The sequence below is a fragment of the Polynucleobacter sphagniphilus genome (genome assembly GCF_029892205.1).
GTDB classification, from domain to species: Bacteria; Pseudomonadota; Gammaproteobacteria; order Burkholderiales; family Burkholderiaceae; genus Polynucleobacter; species Polynucleobacter sphagniphilus.
Genome location: NZ_JARXVX010000008.1, coordinates 1 through 17,358, shown reverse-complemented (window position 1 = coordinate 17,358; position 17,358 = coordinate 1). Strand labels below are relative to the sequence as shown.

Below are 17,358 nucleotides of genomic sequence, written 5' to 3'. Positions count from 1 at the left end.
GCGGTCACGCTGATTCTGAAACAGGTGGTCACGCTCACTCTGAAATGACCGGTCATTTGCCTGAAATGGGTGGTCACGCTGGCCTGAAATACGCAGTAATACATTGTGTCTTTAGCTTTGCGCCAGTCATCTGTAGTGGAGCGTCCTTTTTTGAGCCCACCTGGAATCTCCTTGTAAAGCCCCAATCCTTCTTCTGCCATATAAGCCTTTAGTTGATTGCTGTACTAAATGTAGATATGAAAAGTATAAGCACAATTCTTATCCAAATTGATTAGCGTTTACCCCTCTAAATCCGCTTAACAGAACTGACTTAAATCACTTATTCATCCGAAAAAGACCCCTATTTTTATAGACTTATAAAGCGAACTAACACGCATAACAATGGAGAAATAAGATGAAAAAGAATGGAAAGTTATTAGTAGAGCAAGTGTTATCAGAAGGGGATTTACTGGCACAGCAGCAAGTTGATTTTTACGATAATTACATTGTGAAAGCAAACGACGTTTTATATGGGCTATTGGCTGAGTTAATGCGATATAGCGATCAGGTTCTGGGGTCTGACTATAAGCTAGAAATACTATCCAAAATGCGCAGTACTTTATCAACCAAGCACCATATCAAGGTTCAAAAAAATACCCCAGATCTGACCATTATTGTGAAATATGTAGTGCGCACTAATCGTAAAAATGCGCACGTTTATGCCAGAGTGCTTGATATGGCTTATAGACAGGATGTAATGGCTGATGAGCTAGAAGATTTCATACGCCAAAACGGAGGAATTGACCGTATTCGCGAAAGTAATGTGAATTTAGAAGGCGTACAAAAGCGCAAAAGTGAAGATGAGGGTAGGGCAAAGCTTGTGAAAGCACTTTTAAATATAAAAGCTGAAACGCCTATGGCTGAGTTTAGGATTCCAGGCGAATGGACCAGTCAAGTACATGATTCGCATGGTGTTGGCTCATTTCTATATCCCATTTGCGCCATAGTTGATGGAATTTACAAAGTAGTAGGTATTGTTCCTATGGATTATGAGTTTGAGGAGCAAATTCTTAAACGGGTAATAGTGGACATTGGCAGCAAAGGGAGTTATTCAGAAATTGAAAAACAGCAATTTGCAAAAGCAAAAGAGATGATTTCGCCTGCTTATCAACTCAAGATACAAGAGGAGCGCGATAGGGTTGATGAACAACGTCGAGCCAAAAAGCTGACTCTCCAGCCGCTACCAATAGCCGCATGAAACAAGCGTTACTTGCAGTAACAGTGCCACCTTCGGGTGGCATTTTCGTTTAAAGACATCGATTAACAGAATTGATTTGAATTGATTGTTCATCCGAAAAGATGGTCAAAACGCCTATCTTACGTATATGGGTTACCGCACTTGGTGGCTCTCAATTAAAGGAGAATTAAATGAGTAATAAATCTTATGTAATTGCAGTCAATATGATTCCTTATGGCATCAAGATGGTAGTTAAATCTACGACAGATTTTGTAGATGCGATTGTTAATGAATTTGAGAGGTTGGTAAATAGTGATCATGAAAAAGCCGATGGTTACCACTTAGTGCTTAAAGCAAAGCTGTTACGTGAAGATGCATTTTTTAATAAACATCCTAAGGCAGCGCACGTTCAGAAAGAAAGATGGGGTAAGTTTTGCGATCTTTGCGTTGATTTTGCCGCTCTTAATACGGTTTTATATAAAGAGCCGATATATCTAGTGCATCCGGAGCAATTTGATGAGCAGCGTGCTCGCGGCTTATTGGATCTGTCGTCTGCTGGAGGGGTAGATCTGATTCCAGAGGTTCCTGTAATGCGATTAGCGGCTTAGTAATAGATGCCACCTTCGGGTGGCATTTTCTATCGGTTTCGGTAATTAACAGAGTTGATTTGAATTGGTTATTCATCCGAAAAGTAGGTCGAAACGAATATCTTACATATATGGGCTGTCGCTCTTGAGAGCCTTTATTAAATAGGAGAAGTTGAAATGAGTAATGAAAAAATGTTGACTATTAGTCTGGTAAATCTTGATATAGATTGCGCCATCGAGGTTCCAGTAGATATGTTCTTTGAGCTGCTTGAAAACACACCAGATTTAATTGGGCGGTTTGGTTTTGAAAGCTCTATGAGTCAGTGGCTTGAAATGCTGTCTATGGTTAAGGCTGAATATAAAGATGTTAGAAATTTTGACTGGTCCAAAGCTAATGCCGATGAAGAAGTTTTCTTAAGACGCTGTCAAATCGTTGTGGCTCTTGGGGCGCATTTGAAAGATATTCCCTTAATGTTATCCGGAGAAGGTTTGGTAGATTTTATTGAGGATATGGGCGGCATAGAGGTCACCGAACAGGTTTTGAATGGCTCTCTACCCATAGAAAACTTTGCATAAGTTTTAGTGCCACCTTCGGGTGGCATTTTTGTTTATATCTATTGATTAACAAACTCGATTTGAATTGATTGTTTACCCGAAAAGAGGGTCAAAACGCCTATCTTAGGTATATGGGTTATCGCTCTTGATGACCTTAAGTAAAAAGGAGAAATACATGTGTAATTGCAAACATACGGCAGCAGACTTTAAATTGGCAAGTGAAGCACCATTTAACTCCACTTTTATAGAGGTGGATTCTGAATGGATGGAAATTGGATTGCAAGATGTTGAATATATGGAAGAGAATTTCCCAGATACCTTCTCAATTCCAGAGAAAGAGATTCGTGAGTCAATCCCCGTGGGAATGATGGCTAAGGTGATTGTTGATTGGGGAATTGAGGATGTTCCAACTGAGCGATTTTGGTTTGAGGTCACTTCATCGCAAGTAGATGATGTGGGCAACTTGGCGTACTTTGGAGTTTTGCGTAATGACACCATTGTTGCCCCTTGGGGTGCAATGATGGGCCCTATCTACGCCTGGAATATCTGTGATGTTGATGTGGAAGATTTTTTAAATCGACATGCGGTTGGATGTTCATGTGATCGGTGTCAGCAGATCGAATTAGCTGCATAGTGCTCGATAAGTGGTTGCTATAGCAACTACTTATCTTGATTGCATGGCTATTAACAAACTTGATTTAAATCGCTTATTCAGCCGAAATTTAAGCTACCAAAACTAATATAGAACCTATGAATTATCGCAGTGATAGTTCGCAACTAAGGAGAATTAAATGAGTACTATTTTTCATTACACAAAAGGTTATAACTTGTTTGATATTTTGATGTCACAAGAAATTAAAACAGAGGCAGTTACTGGGGTAAGGTTGCACCCTTCGGTAACTAATTTTGCTTGGTTTACAGCAGAAGAACGTTTTCCAAGAACTGCATTACCTCACGTTCCAAAAATGCCAGAAACAAATCTTCAATTACATTTGGGCACAGAAAAACCTCATGTTGACATGCTAAAGCTAGCAGGCTATGTCGGTGGCATCTGGCGTTTTAAATTTAATAGATCTGAATTTAAATCTATTAAAACTTGGATTGGTAGCTACCATCGTCAGAAGTTACTTAAGTCACCTATTGGCAAAATCAATGAGATAGTTGCTAAGAAGGCAGGGGATAAGCAAGAGTTATGGTTTATTTCATCTAAAGCTGTTTCCATCGCTGGCATGACTTTACAACAACTAACACCGCAAGGTTGGGTGGATAGAGCTGATTTTAAGAATCAGGGTGGGATTGTTGTTGTGGCTGATGCTGGAAAAGCTGATATTTCTAAGATCGTGACTGATAGTTATCTTCAGCGAATCAAGATGGGAATGCCAGTCCTTGAATTCCCTATTGCAGCTTAATTGCTTACACACCGACACAGACCACCCGCAGACCCCCTGTTTATATGGATCTATCATGGATGTCTGCTCTCATAGCGAAAGTTGTGCCTTGCACGTGGAAACTGTGTAAGGGATGGTGTCAAATTCGGAGAAACCTAAAGACGTTTAAACGAATTAGTGTATTTGCTACTAAGTACACAAATCGTTTTAAACGAATATGGCAACGCCGAGCGAAGCTTCAACATGAAAGTGTTGTTGAACGTGTAGAGACTAGACGGCACCCACCTAAGTTCAGAAATGAATACGGTGAAGGCATAGTCCAGGGAGTTAGGAAACTAACACAAACCGGAATCCTTTGGTCCCAGGTTCAAGTCCTGGTGGGCCCACCAGAAATGCAAACCCTCATCAGAAATGGTGGGGGTTTTGTATTTCTGGTGAAAGGGTTTGTGATGGCTGCATCTTTAGAGCTAAAGAGTGCAGGGATTTAAGTGAGGTAATTAATCATATTTTTTTGGTGGCTTCTTGGTGGACTATGGTTTATTAATTGATCCCAAGACAAATCAATAGCCTCTATTTCATACCCTACGATCGTAGGGTATGAAATAGAGGCTATCTTCACCACACTGGGAATCATTCATTTATTGTTTATATTCGAGAATGCTCAGAATTTGGTTTGTTCTACTCTTTTTATCAATGGCAGTAACTTGCCTATCGGCTGACGCCCAAGGAATCGATCAAACACACCCTAAATTTGAGGGTTTCTATACCGACTTGGGTCTTGGATATCGCGATATCAATACATCCACTAATTCTGTTTTGACACTCAATGGGTCAGTGATTCCCTCGAGTGTGAACTCAAGCGGATCTAGTCATAGTTTGGCGGTGCTGACTGCAGGATATAACTTTCATGTCACGCAGAATTATTTGCTAGCGATTGGCGCCAATATTTCTCCTGCTAATGGACTAACGCAACAACTCCAAATCCAGGCTCTCAATAAAACAACAACAGTGAGTGGCATTAAGTCTCTTTACAACTATGGATTTTTTCTTTCCCCTGGCTTTAAAACGGAGGATGGCTTAGTCTATTTAAAGGTAGGCAAGCAGACGCAAGTAAATGACTCAAATTCAGGTCCTAACTTTAATGGTTACCTATTGGGTCTTGGTTATAAGCAGTTCGTTTACGGCTCAATTTATTTATTTGGTGAAGCCAACTACTCGCTCTATGAATCTCAGACTACGTCAAGAACTATCGTTTCATCTGGGCGCACAATCAACGCCTCTGTTATTACATCGCCACAAACCACTAGAGTACTCTTGGGGTTAGGCTATCAATTTTGATTCTTACTGTGATGTTTAATAAAGATAAGTCTTAAAATACTACGCAATGTCTCGGTACCTAGCCTTCTATTACGCTTCAATTGCATTGATCGTGCTATCAATGCTCATATCAGGTATCCAGCTTTCCAAGGGCATTGAGCGAAACCAAAGTTTTTATCTCATGTCTTATGCTGGTTTGGCTGCTTTTGCAGGAGCCAGTTTAGTGGTTGTAGCCTATTTATTCTTTGGTAATAATTTAGAGCAGTATCGTTTTTTTGAAGAGCTTCCCCCTTCCCTATTCAAGAAATTACTATTTTTGGGCTATCTTATTTTTACCCTATCACTATTGGGTCAGCCTCTTTACTTTAGAGCTTTGCGAAAAAGATTGACAACAAATTTTATTCTTTCTAGCTTGGGGTGCGTATCCCTTTTTTGCCTAATTTTTTTAGAGATTGGTAAAAGAGGAAATTATCTAGATCGATCATTTGCTGTTCATATTTTCTCTATATGTCTTTTGGGTTGGCTGCTTGCCGAAGCTATTACTAGTAACAAGCAGCTCCCAACAGTCTGGTTCAATTTGATTCGTTCTACTTGTTTGATATTCATTGGAGTTATTGTGATCTGGATGACGGTTGTATTTCTTGCCAATCATCAAATCTATATTTTAGGATTCACGTATTCTGATATTGCACAGTTTGATTTTTCTTTTCGCTTTTTAAGAGCGGCTCTTTTTGTATTTCTCCAACTATTAATCCTGATGAACTGGGCGGAGTATTTTTCTCACAATGCTATCAAGGTCAAGATGAGGGATGAGCAGATTCAAGGCCTACTGCTAGAAAAGGATATCTTGATTGAAAATTTATCAAATAAGAACGCTTTAGTAGAGACGGGCGCATTATCTGCAGGCTTGGCCCATGAATTCAATCAATTTTTAGCTAGGATCGAACTCAATAGCGATGAGGTACTCGATAAAATCAATCGCCCCGAGGTGAATCTGGAAGATCTTAAGTCTTCTATGGGCAACATTTTAAAAGCCAATCACTCCGCAGCTAAGCTCATTATCAGCTTAAAAAAGTTATTTCAGTCTGGAAAAGATGCTGCTGTATCCATCAATCTAGACAAGCTGATTGAAGAAGTAGCATCTCTTTATGCCGATCGAGCTCGAAAATCGACCATTCTGATCGAATTAGATTTGCAGGCTAAAGAGCCGATCATTGTCTGGGATTCCTTGGTGCGCCAAGTAGTGGCCAACCTAATCTCGAACGCAATTGAAGCGCTCGATTCGCTAGATCGAAACAATAAAATAATTCGTATTAAGAGTAGATATAACGAGAAGGGGTGGTATCAACTTTCCGTTACGGATAATGGAGCGGGAATCAGGCCAGCACAAGCAAACAAGTTATTTAGTTTATTTGCTAGTTCTAAATCTTCTGGAACGGGAATTGGACTTTGGTTGTCTCACTACATTGCCGAGCGTCATCAAGGCTCTTTGACATTTCAAAATCTGCCAAATCATGGGGGCGTCACTTTTTCTCTGGATATCCCTCCTGGTAAAAAATCAGTTGGGGGTGATGGAAGTGTGATGGCGGTCTAACGCTATACATTCCCTTCGTTCGCAGGGTATGTTCAATTTTGTTCATTGGTCATAATGTATTTCAATAGGTGAATATGAATTATTTAAGTAAACAATGAATTCAAAAAAATACATTTTTTTGGTGGAGGACGATGATGAGTTGCGCTCTGACCTAGAGCGGGCTTTGCAGTTTTGCGGCTATACCATTTTCTCCTTTGCCAATCCTGAGCAATTTTTACAAGAATTCAAGCCTCTAGCGCCAGCAGTCCTCATTACCGATATGCGAATGCCAAAGCAATCCGGTGTTGAGTTGCAATCGGAGTTAATTTCCAAAGGCCACAAAATTCCCATCATCTTCATTAGTGGTGAAAGCTCGGATGAGCAAATTATTGCGGCGCTAAAGAGTGGCGCAGTCGATTTTTTGCTAAAGCCGTTTAGCCGTGAGGCTCTCTTAGGTGCAGTAGCTAAAGCGATAGAGCAAGATGCTATCGCTATGCAAGACCTGATACGCAAAGCTCAACTATCTGAAGCTCTTAAAACCTTGTCCCCTCGCGAGCGACAAGTATTTGAACTTTTAGCGAAGGGCTATGGCAATAAAGAGTTGGTCAATGCCTTGGGCATTTCACTGCCAACGGTTAAGGAATATAAGTCAGAAGTAATGTACAAATTGCGTTTACGTTCTCTCGCTGAACTAATTTCATTAAATACGACGCTCACTATCGCTTGATTTAACTTTGAACCCTACTTTCGTAGGGTTGTCAGACTACTTCCACGCTGTAACAATCCAATCTATTGGTGCACAAGACATTCAATATGACTATTACTATATGAAGCAATCAAGATATATGAAGCCAGCTCGGCCGAAAATGCGTTCACTACTATATTCACACATTGCGGTGATATTGGCAGGAGTGTCGGAGGGCGCATGGTCTCAGTCAGCACCTGATGCTGGTGCGTTACAGCGCAACTTGGATCTGCAGCTCCAACGTGAATCACAGGCGCCTTTAGTTCAACCGCCTAAATCAGAAAAAAAGGCTCCTACCGAGAATCGGGTTGACAAGATCACCGTTTCACACTTCACCTTTGAGGGGAATACACTTTTTAGTGGTAAAGAGTTAGACCAAGTCGTGGCACCATGGGTCAATAAAACACTGCAAATTAGTGAATTGCAGGATGCAGCAGTAGCAATTCAGGATTTTTACTCTGCCCATCAGCGCATTGCTCAAGCAACACTGCCCCCTCAAGAGATTAAAGATGGTGTTGTGCTCATCAAAATCTTAGAAGGTAAGATGGGCGCAGTCATTGTTGAGCCCGTTGATATTTCGCCTAAAACAACTGCGCGTTTTTCTCTAGAGCGTGCCAAGGCTTATATCACCCAGGGCACCAATGGTGAGGTCTATATTAATACGCAGGCCACTGAACGGGCCATGCTGTTATTAAACGAGACACCAGGCGTATCTGCAACAGGAGCTTTTGAGCCCGGTAATGATGCGGGCCTAAGCAACTTTAAAGTCAAGCTATCAGACATGCCATGGTTCAGTGGCCAAGCCGCTCTGAGTAACTATGGATCGGCTAGTACCGGAGTAGCCCAAGCCATTGCCAATCTCAGCTTGAATAACCTGTCTGGTTTAGGGGATCAGGTAAACCTCAATGCCATACAGTCCCAGGGCTCTGGTTATGTCGTCGGTAACTACATTGTGCCTATTGGCTACGATGGTTGGAAGGTGGGAGTGCAAAGCTCTTACTTGCAGTACATGACTTTGCCCAACTGGAATGCCTCCACCCCTTCGGCAGGTTCTGCGGCTACTTTTCAAGCCAATACTACTTACGCATTGCAGCGTAGTCAAAGCGCCAACTCGACAGCAAAACTGAGTATAGAGAACCGCGCATACAACAACGTCCAAATAGCGCCAGTGATTAATACTTTAAGTAGCTATCAACTCACTGCCGCTAACGCGAGTGTTAGTGGCGATTGGGCTACTACCGATGGTTCGATCTTCAATTACTCAGCAGGCTATGTGTTTGGTCACTTAGGTATCCGCAACCTTGCAGAGTCCCAGCAAGACCAAAACGGGGTAGGTACTGCAGGCGCCTACTCAAAATGGACCTTTAGTCTGACCTATGCGCAAGATCTCTCCTTTTTGAGTGACACCACTTGGACAAACTCCATTTACGGTCAATTTGCTAATAAGAACTTGAACTCCTCGGAGCAGATCTATATGGGTGGTGCTTATGGTGTACGTGCTTATCCCACCTCCCAAGGTGGCGGTTCCCAAGGCGCCATTCTATCGACCGAACTCATGCACCGCCTCGATGAAAATTGGCAATTAGGAATCTTTGGCGATTTGGGTTTGGTACAACAATACGTAAATCTATACAGCGGCTGGCAAGGGTTAACCAATGCCAACAATCAGTATCAATTGGGCGATGCGGGCATAACAGCAAAGTACTCATATGATAAGGTTTTAGTCACCGCTTCTTTGGCGGCACGCATTGGGAATAATCCCTTGTATAACTCCAGCGGGCAACAGCTCAATGTGGATAACTCCTATAAGTCAGTGCAGGCATGGATAAGAGCATCCATTCCGTTTTGATAGTTATTGGTTCGCTTTCAAATAAGAACTGCTTAATAAAAGTAAAAAAATTATCAAACCCCTCCGATCGGAGGGTTGAGGGTTTTTACCAGCCTCTGAATAATCCACTCATATCAATTTAATTTGGGATATTGTTTTTGCCTAAGACCCTTCAATCTTTTCAAGTTGCGTTTTCTCGCAACCAAGAGAGAGCTCATCAACAGGATGAGCGGGGGCTATTCGCTTTAAAAAACAAGCAATGGCATTGCAAAGGCCTTCGAAAAAAAGCGCTTGCTAGTCTTGCTCTGACATCGATACTTGCCTCATCGCATGTATTTGCTGCTCCAGCGGCCAATGCTCTACCTACGAATGGCCAAGTAGCTGCAGGACAAGCGAGCATTAGCCAGTCTGGCAACGTCATGAATATCAATCAGAGCACGCAGCGTGCTGTGATTAACTGGGATAGTTTTAATGTGGGCAAAAATGCCACAGTGAATTTCAATCAACCCAATAGCGGTGCATCAACACTCAATCGTGTAAACGGCGCTAGTCAGTCGATGATTAATGGCGCAGTCAATGCCAATGGCCAAGTGATTTTTGTTAACCCTAACGGCGTTGTATTTGGCAAAGGCGCTGAAATCAATACCGGTGGCCTAGTTGCCACCACAATGAATATTAAAGATTCTGATTACATGTCTGGAAAAATGCAATTTTCTGGGGGTGAATCTGGCAAGGTTATTAATAAAGGCACAATTACTGCTAATGGTATTAATGGTTATATTGCATTAATGGCACCTGAGGTCAAAAACCAAGGTGTACTCATTGCTAATATCTCCAATAGCAATACTATTGCATTAGTTTCTGGTTCAAAAGTCACACTCTCCTTTAATGGTAGCCAATTAACTGATATTAGTGTTGATGCTTCTGCGATTAATAGTTTAATTACTAATAAGCATGCGATTATCGCTAACGGTGGTCAAATTATTATTGCTGCTAATGCGGCATCGAATTTAAAAGCCTCAGTCATTAATAACACTGGCACAATTAACGCTGATTCAATTTCAGCATCCGGTGGAAAAGTATTTTTAACTGCTGGTACCGTAAATCAAAATGGTACAGTGAGTGCAAATTCACAAGATGCTAATGGTGGCAATGTCACCATTTCTGGCAATCTAGTAAACCTCAATACAGCATCCAAAACGACCGCTACAGGTGCTACTGCTGGCGGGCAAATTTTGATTGGTAAAACCAATGCAAATACAGCGCAAAGCCGGGTAAATGCTAGCGTTGTGAATGTCAATCCAGGCGCGATTGTGGATGCATCAGCCACCCAAAACGGTAATGGCGGATCGATCAGTATTTGGTCACAAATTGCTACTAATGTTGCCGGTATGTTGAAGGCAACCGGTGGCATGATTTCTGGTAATGGTGGCAACATTGATACCAGCTCTGCAGGTACTGTGAAGTATGGCTCTAACCTGGCTGTAGATACCATGGCGCCACATGGTCAAACCGGTCATTGGACTACGGATCCGCTTTCCATCACCATCGATAGCAATGCGGCAACAGTGCTATCGAATGCATTAAATACAACGAATGTCATACTAGATGCAACAGCTAGTAGCTGTGGTGGGATTGGTAGCTGTAGCCAGAGTATTAGCCCCATGATCACTTTCTTGGCTGATGTGTACTCAGCCAATGCGCTAACGAGCCTGACCCTCAATGCCCAAGGTGGCACGATTAACATCAACAGTAATGTCACTGCAGGTAGTGTCTATGCGGTAGCTCAAGCAATTAATATTAATGGCTCAATCAATACCAATGGTGGATCTAATTCTAATATCTATTTAGCTGGCGCCATCATAAATATTCTAGGCAATATTAATTCCAACGGAAGCAATAGCAATAATTCAAACAATACCAACTCAGGTGGATTAAATTCTGCTAATACCATTACTGCAAATAATCGTCGCAATTCTATTAATGGTCAAAATAGTTTTGTTGCAGATACTAATACTTATACCTCAAACGGTGGCGCTATTAATATCATTGCTACCGGTGATATTAATATCGGTTCAATTTCAAATGCTACTAGCTATATTTCAGCCAATGGTCAAAACGGTGGTTCTATTAATATTGTTTCTGTAAATGGCAATATTAATAACTATGGCGTTATGGATGCGGTCGGTAAAAATAATCTTGGCGGTGCAATTACATTGGCGGCACAAAATACCAACACCTTTACTGGCGCCTTAATTTCTGCGGATGGATATATTCAGGGTGGTGTTATTCAGCTGGGTGTTGCTAATGGTGTGGGTTCTGGTTCAACCTTAGCTCCGCCTTCCATTAATTCCCAAGTTGCTACTTTATTGGCAGCAGTTAATTTCACCCCATCGAATACTAGTAACATCCTCTCCAGTAATACCTCTTTAGATAACACCACCGTTATCACAGCCAATGCGGTAGACAGTTCATCTCAAGTAGTTCTCAATTCTCAAGCTGGCCAGATTTATATCGCCGGCAATAATTCTCTTAATACTGTAGCAAGCATTCAAGCCAATGCCGATACCGGTGGCTTGATCATTCTCAGCTCTCCTGCGGGCACCTATCAAAATAACGGTTATATCCAAACGAATGGTGGAGCCGGACTAGGCGGCACTATTGCTCAGTCAGCCCTCATGAGTACAACCCTCATTGGCGCCACACTAGAAGCAAACGGCACATTAGGCGGCGGTAACATTGTCACCGGTCGTGATTTCCGAGCAAATCCACTTCCAGGTAGTGCAGCGCAAGATGCCCTCCTACCAAATCTATCAGCAGTTATTACTGTTCCAACCTCCCAGCTAACTACAGTGGATGCCAATAGCATCCTCTCGGCAAATGGAATTACTAGTGGCAATGGCGGTAATGTTTTGGTTTGGGGTAACACCAACAATGTAGCGGGCACATTATCTGCACAAGCATTGGGTAAAAATAGCAACGGTGGCTTTATTGAGACTTCGGGTCATACCTTGAATGTGGTAAATAGTGCAAGTATCTCAACAGCAAGTAATAACGGCACAACTGGTACCTGGTTGCTCGACCCATACGATTTTTATATTGCTTCATCTGGTGGAAATATTACCGGAGCCAACCTTACAACTGCATTGTCCAATAACTCTGTAACTATTACTGCGGCAAATACTTGCTCAGGCATCGCTTGTACCGCCACCTCTAACGGAACATTGGGAAATATTTATGTAAATGACAATGTTAGTTGGTCTGCGAACACACTCACACTCAATTCTGGTTACAACATTTATGTTGGCACGCCATCAAGCATGGGTTCATTGACCGTTACAGGTAGTGGCTCTCTTACCCTGGCGCCAAGTAATAGCGGAGTCTCTGGATATACCTCTGGTGGCCAAGTTCTCATGGGTATGGCAAGTTCATCCACGAGCGGTTTAACTTCAGGCTATTTAAGTGGCAGTTCATTTACTACTGGTGCTGCCACTGGATTTAATGGCCAGATCAATGTATCGACTTCTGGAACAATCAAATTTGGATCTAACACATACACCGCTCTTAACTCAGAGTCTGATTTTGTTGGAATCAATTCAAGTAGCAACTACGTGATTGGAAGTAATTTGAGCTTTAGCACTGCCTATTCTGCTGCAGTTGTGAGTGGATTCAGTGGTATTTTGAATGGGTTTGGCCACCTTATTAGTGGTCTAAGTATTAATAGCACTAGCTCCAGTGGGACAAACATAGGTTTATTTGGTAACACCAGTGGCACATTTAGCAATATGGGTTTAGCTGGTTCTGTATTGGCAAGTTATGACAATAATGGAGTGGGTGCTTTTGCTGGTCATACCAGCGGTGCGACTATTACTAATAGCTACTCAACGGCATCAGTAACAGGTGTAAATTATGTTGGAGGCCTTGTAGGCCTTGGCCAATCTGCAAATATTTATTCTAGTTATAGTACGGGTTCAATTTTGACTACTGGTAGTAATGCTGGCGGGTTAGTGGGCTACTTATATGGCGGAACTATTCAATCAAGCTACAGTACTTCGAATGTTTCAGGTCCTGATACGGTCGGTGGACTTACAGGCTCCGTACAAAATAATTCATCAGTTTCAAATAGTTATTCAATAGGAACTATTACTGGAAATACTGCAGGCAACAACCACCAAAATTTTGGTGGACTTTTTGCGTACCTGCCTTGTGGGAATGTTTGTACATTCACTAACAATTACTTTGGCGGGGCGATCGTTACTGCTACCGGCAATAGTTCCATTGGAGGCATTGCAGGAGGTGCGTCTGGAACAAATAGCTTTAGCGGTAATTATTGGAATTCAACAACAAATCCTGGATTAAATGCAAGCACAGGGGGCTTCCCTAGTTCAGTTGTAGTGTCGGGGGTCTCCTCTATAACCACTGCTCAACTGAAAAACGCATCTAATTTCTCAAGTGGTTTTGGTAATACCTCTGGATCCTTTACTATTGCTTCCGGATGGGGTTATCAGCCTGGGGTGAATAGTGGATTCCCCATTTTGTGTGCAATTAATAATTGCACCTCCTACAGCTCTTCTTTAGTTTCGCTCACTTACGCCGGCACTTCTGGCGGACTTTGGGAAACGGCATCCAACTGGGATGTCACTGGTAGTAGTACGCCTTCAAGCATTGCACCTATTTCTACCAATGCTAGTTCCATTAGTTCACTTATTATTCCAAGCACTTACACGGTTAACTACAATACCGCGAGCGTGGGCCCTCTAGGCCTCTCAATCACCAATAATGGAACTATTTCTTTCTCAGGAAATTCTAATGTCACACTTTCGGGTGTCATTTCTGGTTCTGGTGCGATTATTAAAAATGGTGCTGGTACTGTTTCTCTTACGGCCGCCAACACCTACGGTGGCGCAACCACAATTAATGCTGGAACTTTAGTCTTATCTGGATCGGGCACATTAGGGAATAGCTCTTCATTACTAACAATTTCTAGCGGTACATTAGATATTCAAAATGGTGCCGTTACAGTTGGTTCGCTATCTATGAGCGGCACCAACCCATCGATTACCAATAGCACCGGTACCTCATCATTGACTATATCTGGTACCTCTACCTTGGCTGGCTCGATTACAACCAGTGGTGCTCAAACCTATAGCGGCGCAGTCACCTTAGGTGCTAATGCAGCACTTACTGCCACTAATAGCAATATCACTTTTACCTCTGCTGTAGACAGTACCGCTGGTGGTTACTATGGCTTATCCGTTTCTAACGGTGCAGGTACTACTGCCTTTGGTGGCGTAGTGGGTGGCAATAGTGCTAATAGTGCGCTTGGTTATTTGTGCATTAATTCTAGTGGCTGTAATGCTTCTGCTGTTGGTACAACAGCAAATACTGGTACAACTACCTTAGCAGGTAATGTCACCACTAGTGGTAATCAAAACTATGGCGGTAATCTTGTTCTAGCAGGCAATGTTAATTTAAGCTCAACTAGTAATGGTGGCAATGGAGCAGTGACGGTTTCAGGTAGCGTCAATAGTTCTTCAGTTGTAGGCTCAGGAATTATTGAATTCCTAGGATCTGGATATTGGGGGGTTAGCACCTCTAGTGGAAGCACTTGGGCCTATTACCTAGCGAATAGTGGTACCAATACCTACCAGTCCAGTTTTCTTATAAGCGGGACCACTTATACATCAAGCCTCTCAGCGCTGAGTAGCCCGCCAACAATTTCTTATAGTGGTGGTAACTATTCATTTAGCCCTGTTACATCAAGTGCTATCTCATATTTAGCAGTTGGTGGTGGCGGAGCGGGTGGACAAAACGGTGGTGGCGGCGGTGGTGCTGGGGGCGTTCTTACTAATGTCGGATCTTCACTTGTGACATTTGCTGCTAATACAAGTTATTCGATTGTTGTTGGTGCCGGTGGTAGCAGCGGTGGTAACGGATTTGCATCCTCCATTTCCGGAGCTGGGATTACTACGGTAACGGCATTAGGTGGTGGATATGGTGGTGTTGGCGGTAATAATGGTAATAGTGGTGGATCTGGCGGTGGCGGTGGTCAATGTGGTTGTCAGCTGGGTCTCGGTGGTGCGGGGGTATCTGGACAGGGCTATGCGGGAGGTAATGCTGAAACCTCATCACCGTACTACTCAGGTGGTGGCGGTGGAGCAGGAGCTCAAGGTGCAAGTGCAACAAGCATAGCTGCGGGTGCTGGTGGTTCAGGCATTCTCAATCCAATTACCGGATCAAATATTGGCCAGTCTAGTGGCGGTAATTACTATATTGCAGGGGGCGGTGGAGGAGGTAGTTGGAGTGGAGTTGGAGCATCTGGCGGACTTGGTGGCGGCGGCTCAGCTCCATCAAGTAGTGGAGTTGGCACTAGCGGTTTGGTAAATACTGGCAGTGGCGGTGGTGGTAGTGAAAATGGAAATAATGGTGGTAACGGCGGATCGGGTGTTGTCATCCTATCTTCAACAACTTTAATTGGCGTCCAAAACACCTACGCCCTCACTATCAACTCCGGTACTGGCGCAGCTACGATCGGTGGTAGTGTTTCCAATATCACTACCTTAGCAATTAACTCTAAATCAGCATCCTCGTCTATTGCGGGTGCAATTGGTGGCTCTACTGCACTGAAATTGAATACAGGAACAGTAGCTACTGTAGGCGCTGATTACACAGGGGCTAACTCTAGTAGTGCTGTACTAAATCTTGCTGGTAACAACACCTACTCTGGCGGCACTACTATATCTGGTGGCACACTCCAAGCGGGTAGTGCTACAGCATTTGGTGCGAGCGCAGGTGCTATTACTGTTAATAATGGTGCAGCTCTGGATCTCAATGGTCAAACTCTTACCAATACCAATACCCTTACTTTGAACGGTACTGGTATTAATAGTGGTGGAGCCTTAACTAACTCTAGTATTAATCCAGGTACTTATGTGGGTGGCATGACTTTGGCCTCTGCTTCTCTCATTGGCAGCACTACTGGTGCTATTAGTATGAGCGGCGCTATTGCCTCGAGTGCAAATGCGTATAACTTAGCGTTGGTTGGTAATCAAGCCATTACGTTGAGTAGTGCGACCAACACCTTATCAACAATTGCTTCTGGATCTAGTCTTGGTGCTTTATCAATTAGCAATAATCAGACAATGACCATTGGTTCAATGACCATTGGTGGAACCAATTATTCTGGACTGTCATCTACAGGCACTATTTTTGTAAAAACAAATACTGGTAACTTAATAGTTAACAACAACATTACAACTACTAGCTCATCTGCGGTGACCTCGTCACCAGCAATTTTATTGTCTGCTGGTTACGCTGATACAACTAGCAATACCACAGACAATATTGTTCTTGGTAGTAGTTCGTCTAGCTTCATTACAGCCGGTACAGGCGCCATCATTGCTTTATATTCTGGGTCACCAACTTCGAGTAATAATTTATCTGTATTTGCTACAGCTCAATCTACCAAATATATTAGTTATGGCGTCACAACCAGCACGCTACCTTCATCAGGCGCTGGTTACTATGCCTTGTACCGTAGTACGCAACCTAACTTGTATGTGATTTATGGATCTTCCAGCCCATCAACTTATGGTACAGCGCCAACGATTACCTACTCATTTAATACATTAGCTAATGGATCGGGTACCACATACCTCTCATCCGATACTTTGACTGTCAATGCAACGGGTACTGCTGTATTTACTGGCACCAACTCGACTACAAGCATTACCGGTGCACTAAACTCTTCGACTAATGCCGGTAGCTATACAACAGTGACCTATTTGAGTGGCCTAAGTTCACCAATCTATGCAATATCAGCCGGCTCTAGTACAGGATCACTGACTATTAGCAAGGCCAATGCTTATGTGATCGTTACATCTGGTCAGTCCAGTATCTATGGCAATACACCAACGATTAATTACACCTTTAATACCAATAGTGCGGGTACAGGAACCGTGATCTCAGCATCACCTACTGGACTAGCTGGCACAGCAAGCATTAGCAATGCACCAACATCCTCGTCAAATGCAGGTACTTACAACCTGACTTACGCCAGTGGCCTTAGTTCAACGAACTACGCCTTTAATGCTGCGGCTAGTGCTACTCCTTATACGGTGAACCAAGCCCAAGCTTATGTGATCCTTAC

The 17,358-nt window shown here is 42.9% G+C and carries 11 protein-coding genes; 10 read left to right on the top strand and 1 reads right to left on the bottom strand.

The features are described 5' to 3' along the window. The coding region (locus M2125_RS10660; protein ID WP_280742964.1) for a hypothetical protein at window positions 1-200 on the bottom strand (200 nt) is incomplete at its 3' end. 194 nt (window positions 201-394) lie between these two features. Between M2125_RS10660 and M2125_RS10655 the strand changes: the two genes are divergently transcribed. The 10 genes from M2125_RS10655 to M2125_RS10610 all read left to right on the top strand — a co-directional run. Next, entirely contained in the window at window positions 395-1,237 is an 843-nt protein-coding gene (locus M2125_RS10655) for a hypothetical protein (RefSeq protein WP_280742963.1), read from the top strand. Between the two features lie 170 nt (window positions 1,238-1,407). Then, window positions 1,408-1,824 carry a hypothetical protein gene (locus M2125_RS10650; RefSeq protein WP_062309433.1) on the top strand — a complete coding sequence of 139 codons (417 nt, stop codon included), beginning with the start codon at window positions 1,408-1,410 and terminating at the stop codon, window positions 1,822-1,824. Between the two features lie 156 nt (window positions 1,825-1,980). Beyond that, window positions 1,981-2,379: a hypothetical protein gene (locus M2125_RS10645; protein WP_280742962.1), complete on the top strand. Its 399-nt coding sequence runs from the start codon at window positions 1,981-1,983 to the stop codon at window positions 2,377-2,379. A 154-nt stretch (window positions 2,380-2,533) separates the two neighbouring features. Beyond that, entirely contained in the window at window positions 2,534-2,992 is a 459-nt protein-coding gene (locus M2125_RS10640; RefSeq protein WP_280742961.1) for a hypothetical protein, read from the top strand. A 157-nt stretch (window positions 2,993-3,149) separates the two neighbouring features. Then, on the top strand, window positions 3,150-3,767 hold the full coding sequence (locus M2125_RS10635) for a hypothetical protein (RefSeq protein WP_280742960.1): 618 nt from the start codon (window positions 3,150-3,152) through the stop codon (window positions 3,765-3,767). Between the two features lie 672 nt (window positions 3,768-4,439). Then, window positions 4,440-5,084, top strand: a complete 645-nt coding sequence (locus tag M2125_RS10630; protein WP_161485595.1) for a hypothetical protein — start codon at window positions 4,440-4,442, stop codon at window positions 5,082-5,084. Between the two features lie 46 nt (window positions 5,085-5,130). Then, window positions 5,131-6,657, top strand: coding sequence for a sensor histidine kinase (locus tag M2125_RS10625; protein WP_071467713.1), 1,527 nt, complete (start codon window positions 5,131-5,133; stop codon window positions 6,655-6,657). Window positions 6,658-6,751: 94 nt separating this feature from the next. Then, window positions 6,752-7,363 carry a response regulator transcription factor gene (locus M2125_RS10620; RefSeq protein ID WP_071467714.1) on the top strand — a complete coding sequence of 204 codons (612 nt, stop codon included), beginning with the start codon at window positions 6,752-6,754 and terminating at the stop codon, window positions 7,361-7,363. Between the two features lie 139 nt (window positions 7,364-7,502). Then, window positions 7,503-9,230 carry a ShlB/FhaC/HecB family hemolysin secretion/activation protein gene (locus M2125_RS10615; RefSeq protein WP_280742959.1) on the top strand — a complete coding sequence of 576 codons (1,728 nt, stop codon included), beginning with the start codon at window positions 7,503-7,505 and terminating at the stop codon, window positions 9,228-9,230. Window positions 9,231-9,367: 137 nt separating this feature from the next. Beyond that, a partial coding sequence (locus tag M2125_RS10610) for a filamentous hemagglutinin N-terminal domain-containing protein (protein WP_280742958.1) occupies window positions 9,368-17,358 on the top strand: 7,991 nt, incomplete at its 3' end.

Excerpts from the sequence above, each read along its gene's own strand:
- M2125_RS10655 (WP_280742963.1), top strand. The coding sequence starts at position 395 with ATGAAAAAGAATGGAAAGTTATTAGTAGAGCAAGTGTTATCAGAAGGG.
- M2125_RS10650 (WP_062309433.1), top strand. The coding sequence starts at position 1,408 with ATGAGTAATAAATCTTATGTAATTGCAGTCAATATGATTCCTTATGGC.
- M2125_RS10645 (WP_280742962.1), top strand. The coding sequence starts at position 1,981 with ATGAGTAATGAAAAAATGTTGACTATTAGTCTGGTAAATCTTGATATA.
- M2125_RS10640 (WP_280742961.1), top strand. The coding sequence starts at position 2,534 with ATGTGTAATTGCAAACATACGGCAGCAGACTTTAAATTGGCAAGTGAA.
- M2125_RS10635 (WP_280742960.1), top strand. The coding sequence starts at position 3,150 with ATGAGTACTATTTTTCATTACACAAAAGGTTATAACTTGTTTGATATT.
- M2125_RS10630 (WP_161485595.1), top strand. The coding sequence starts at position 4,440 with ATGGCAGTAACTTGCCTATCGGCTGACGCCCAAGGAATCGATCAAACA.
- M2125_RS10625 (WP_071467713.1), top strand. The coding sequence starts at position 5,131 with ATGTCTCGGTACCTAGCCTTCTATTACGCTTCAATTGCATTGATCGTG.
- M2125_RS10620 (WP_071467714.1), top strand. The coding sequence starts at position 6,752 with ATGAATTCAAAAAAATACATTTTTTTGGTGGAGGACGATGATGAGTTG.
- M2125_RS10615 (WP_280742959.1), top strand. The coding sequence starts at position 7,503 with ATGCGTTCACTACTATATTCACACATTGCGGTGATATTGGCAGGAGTG.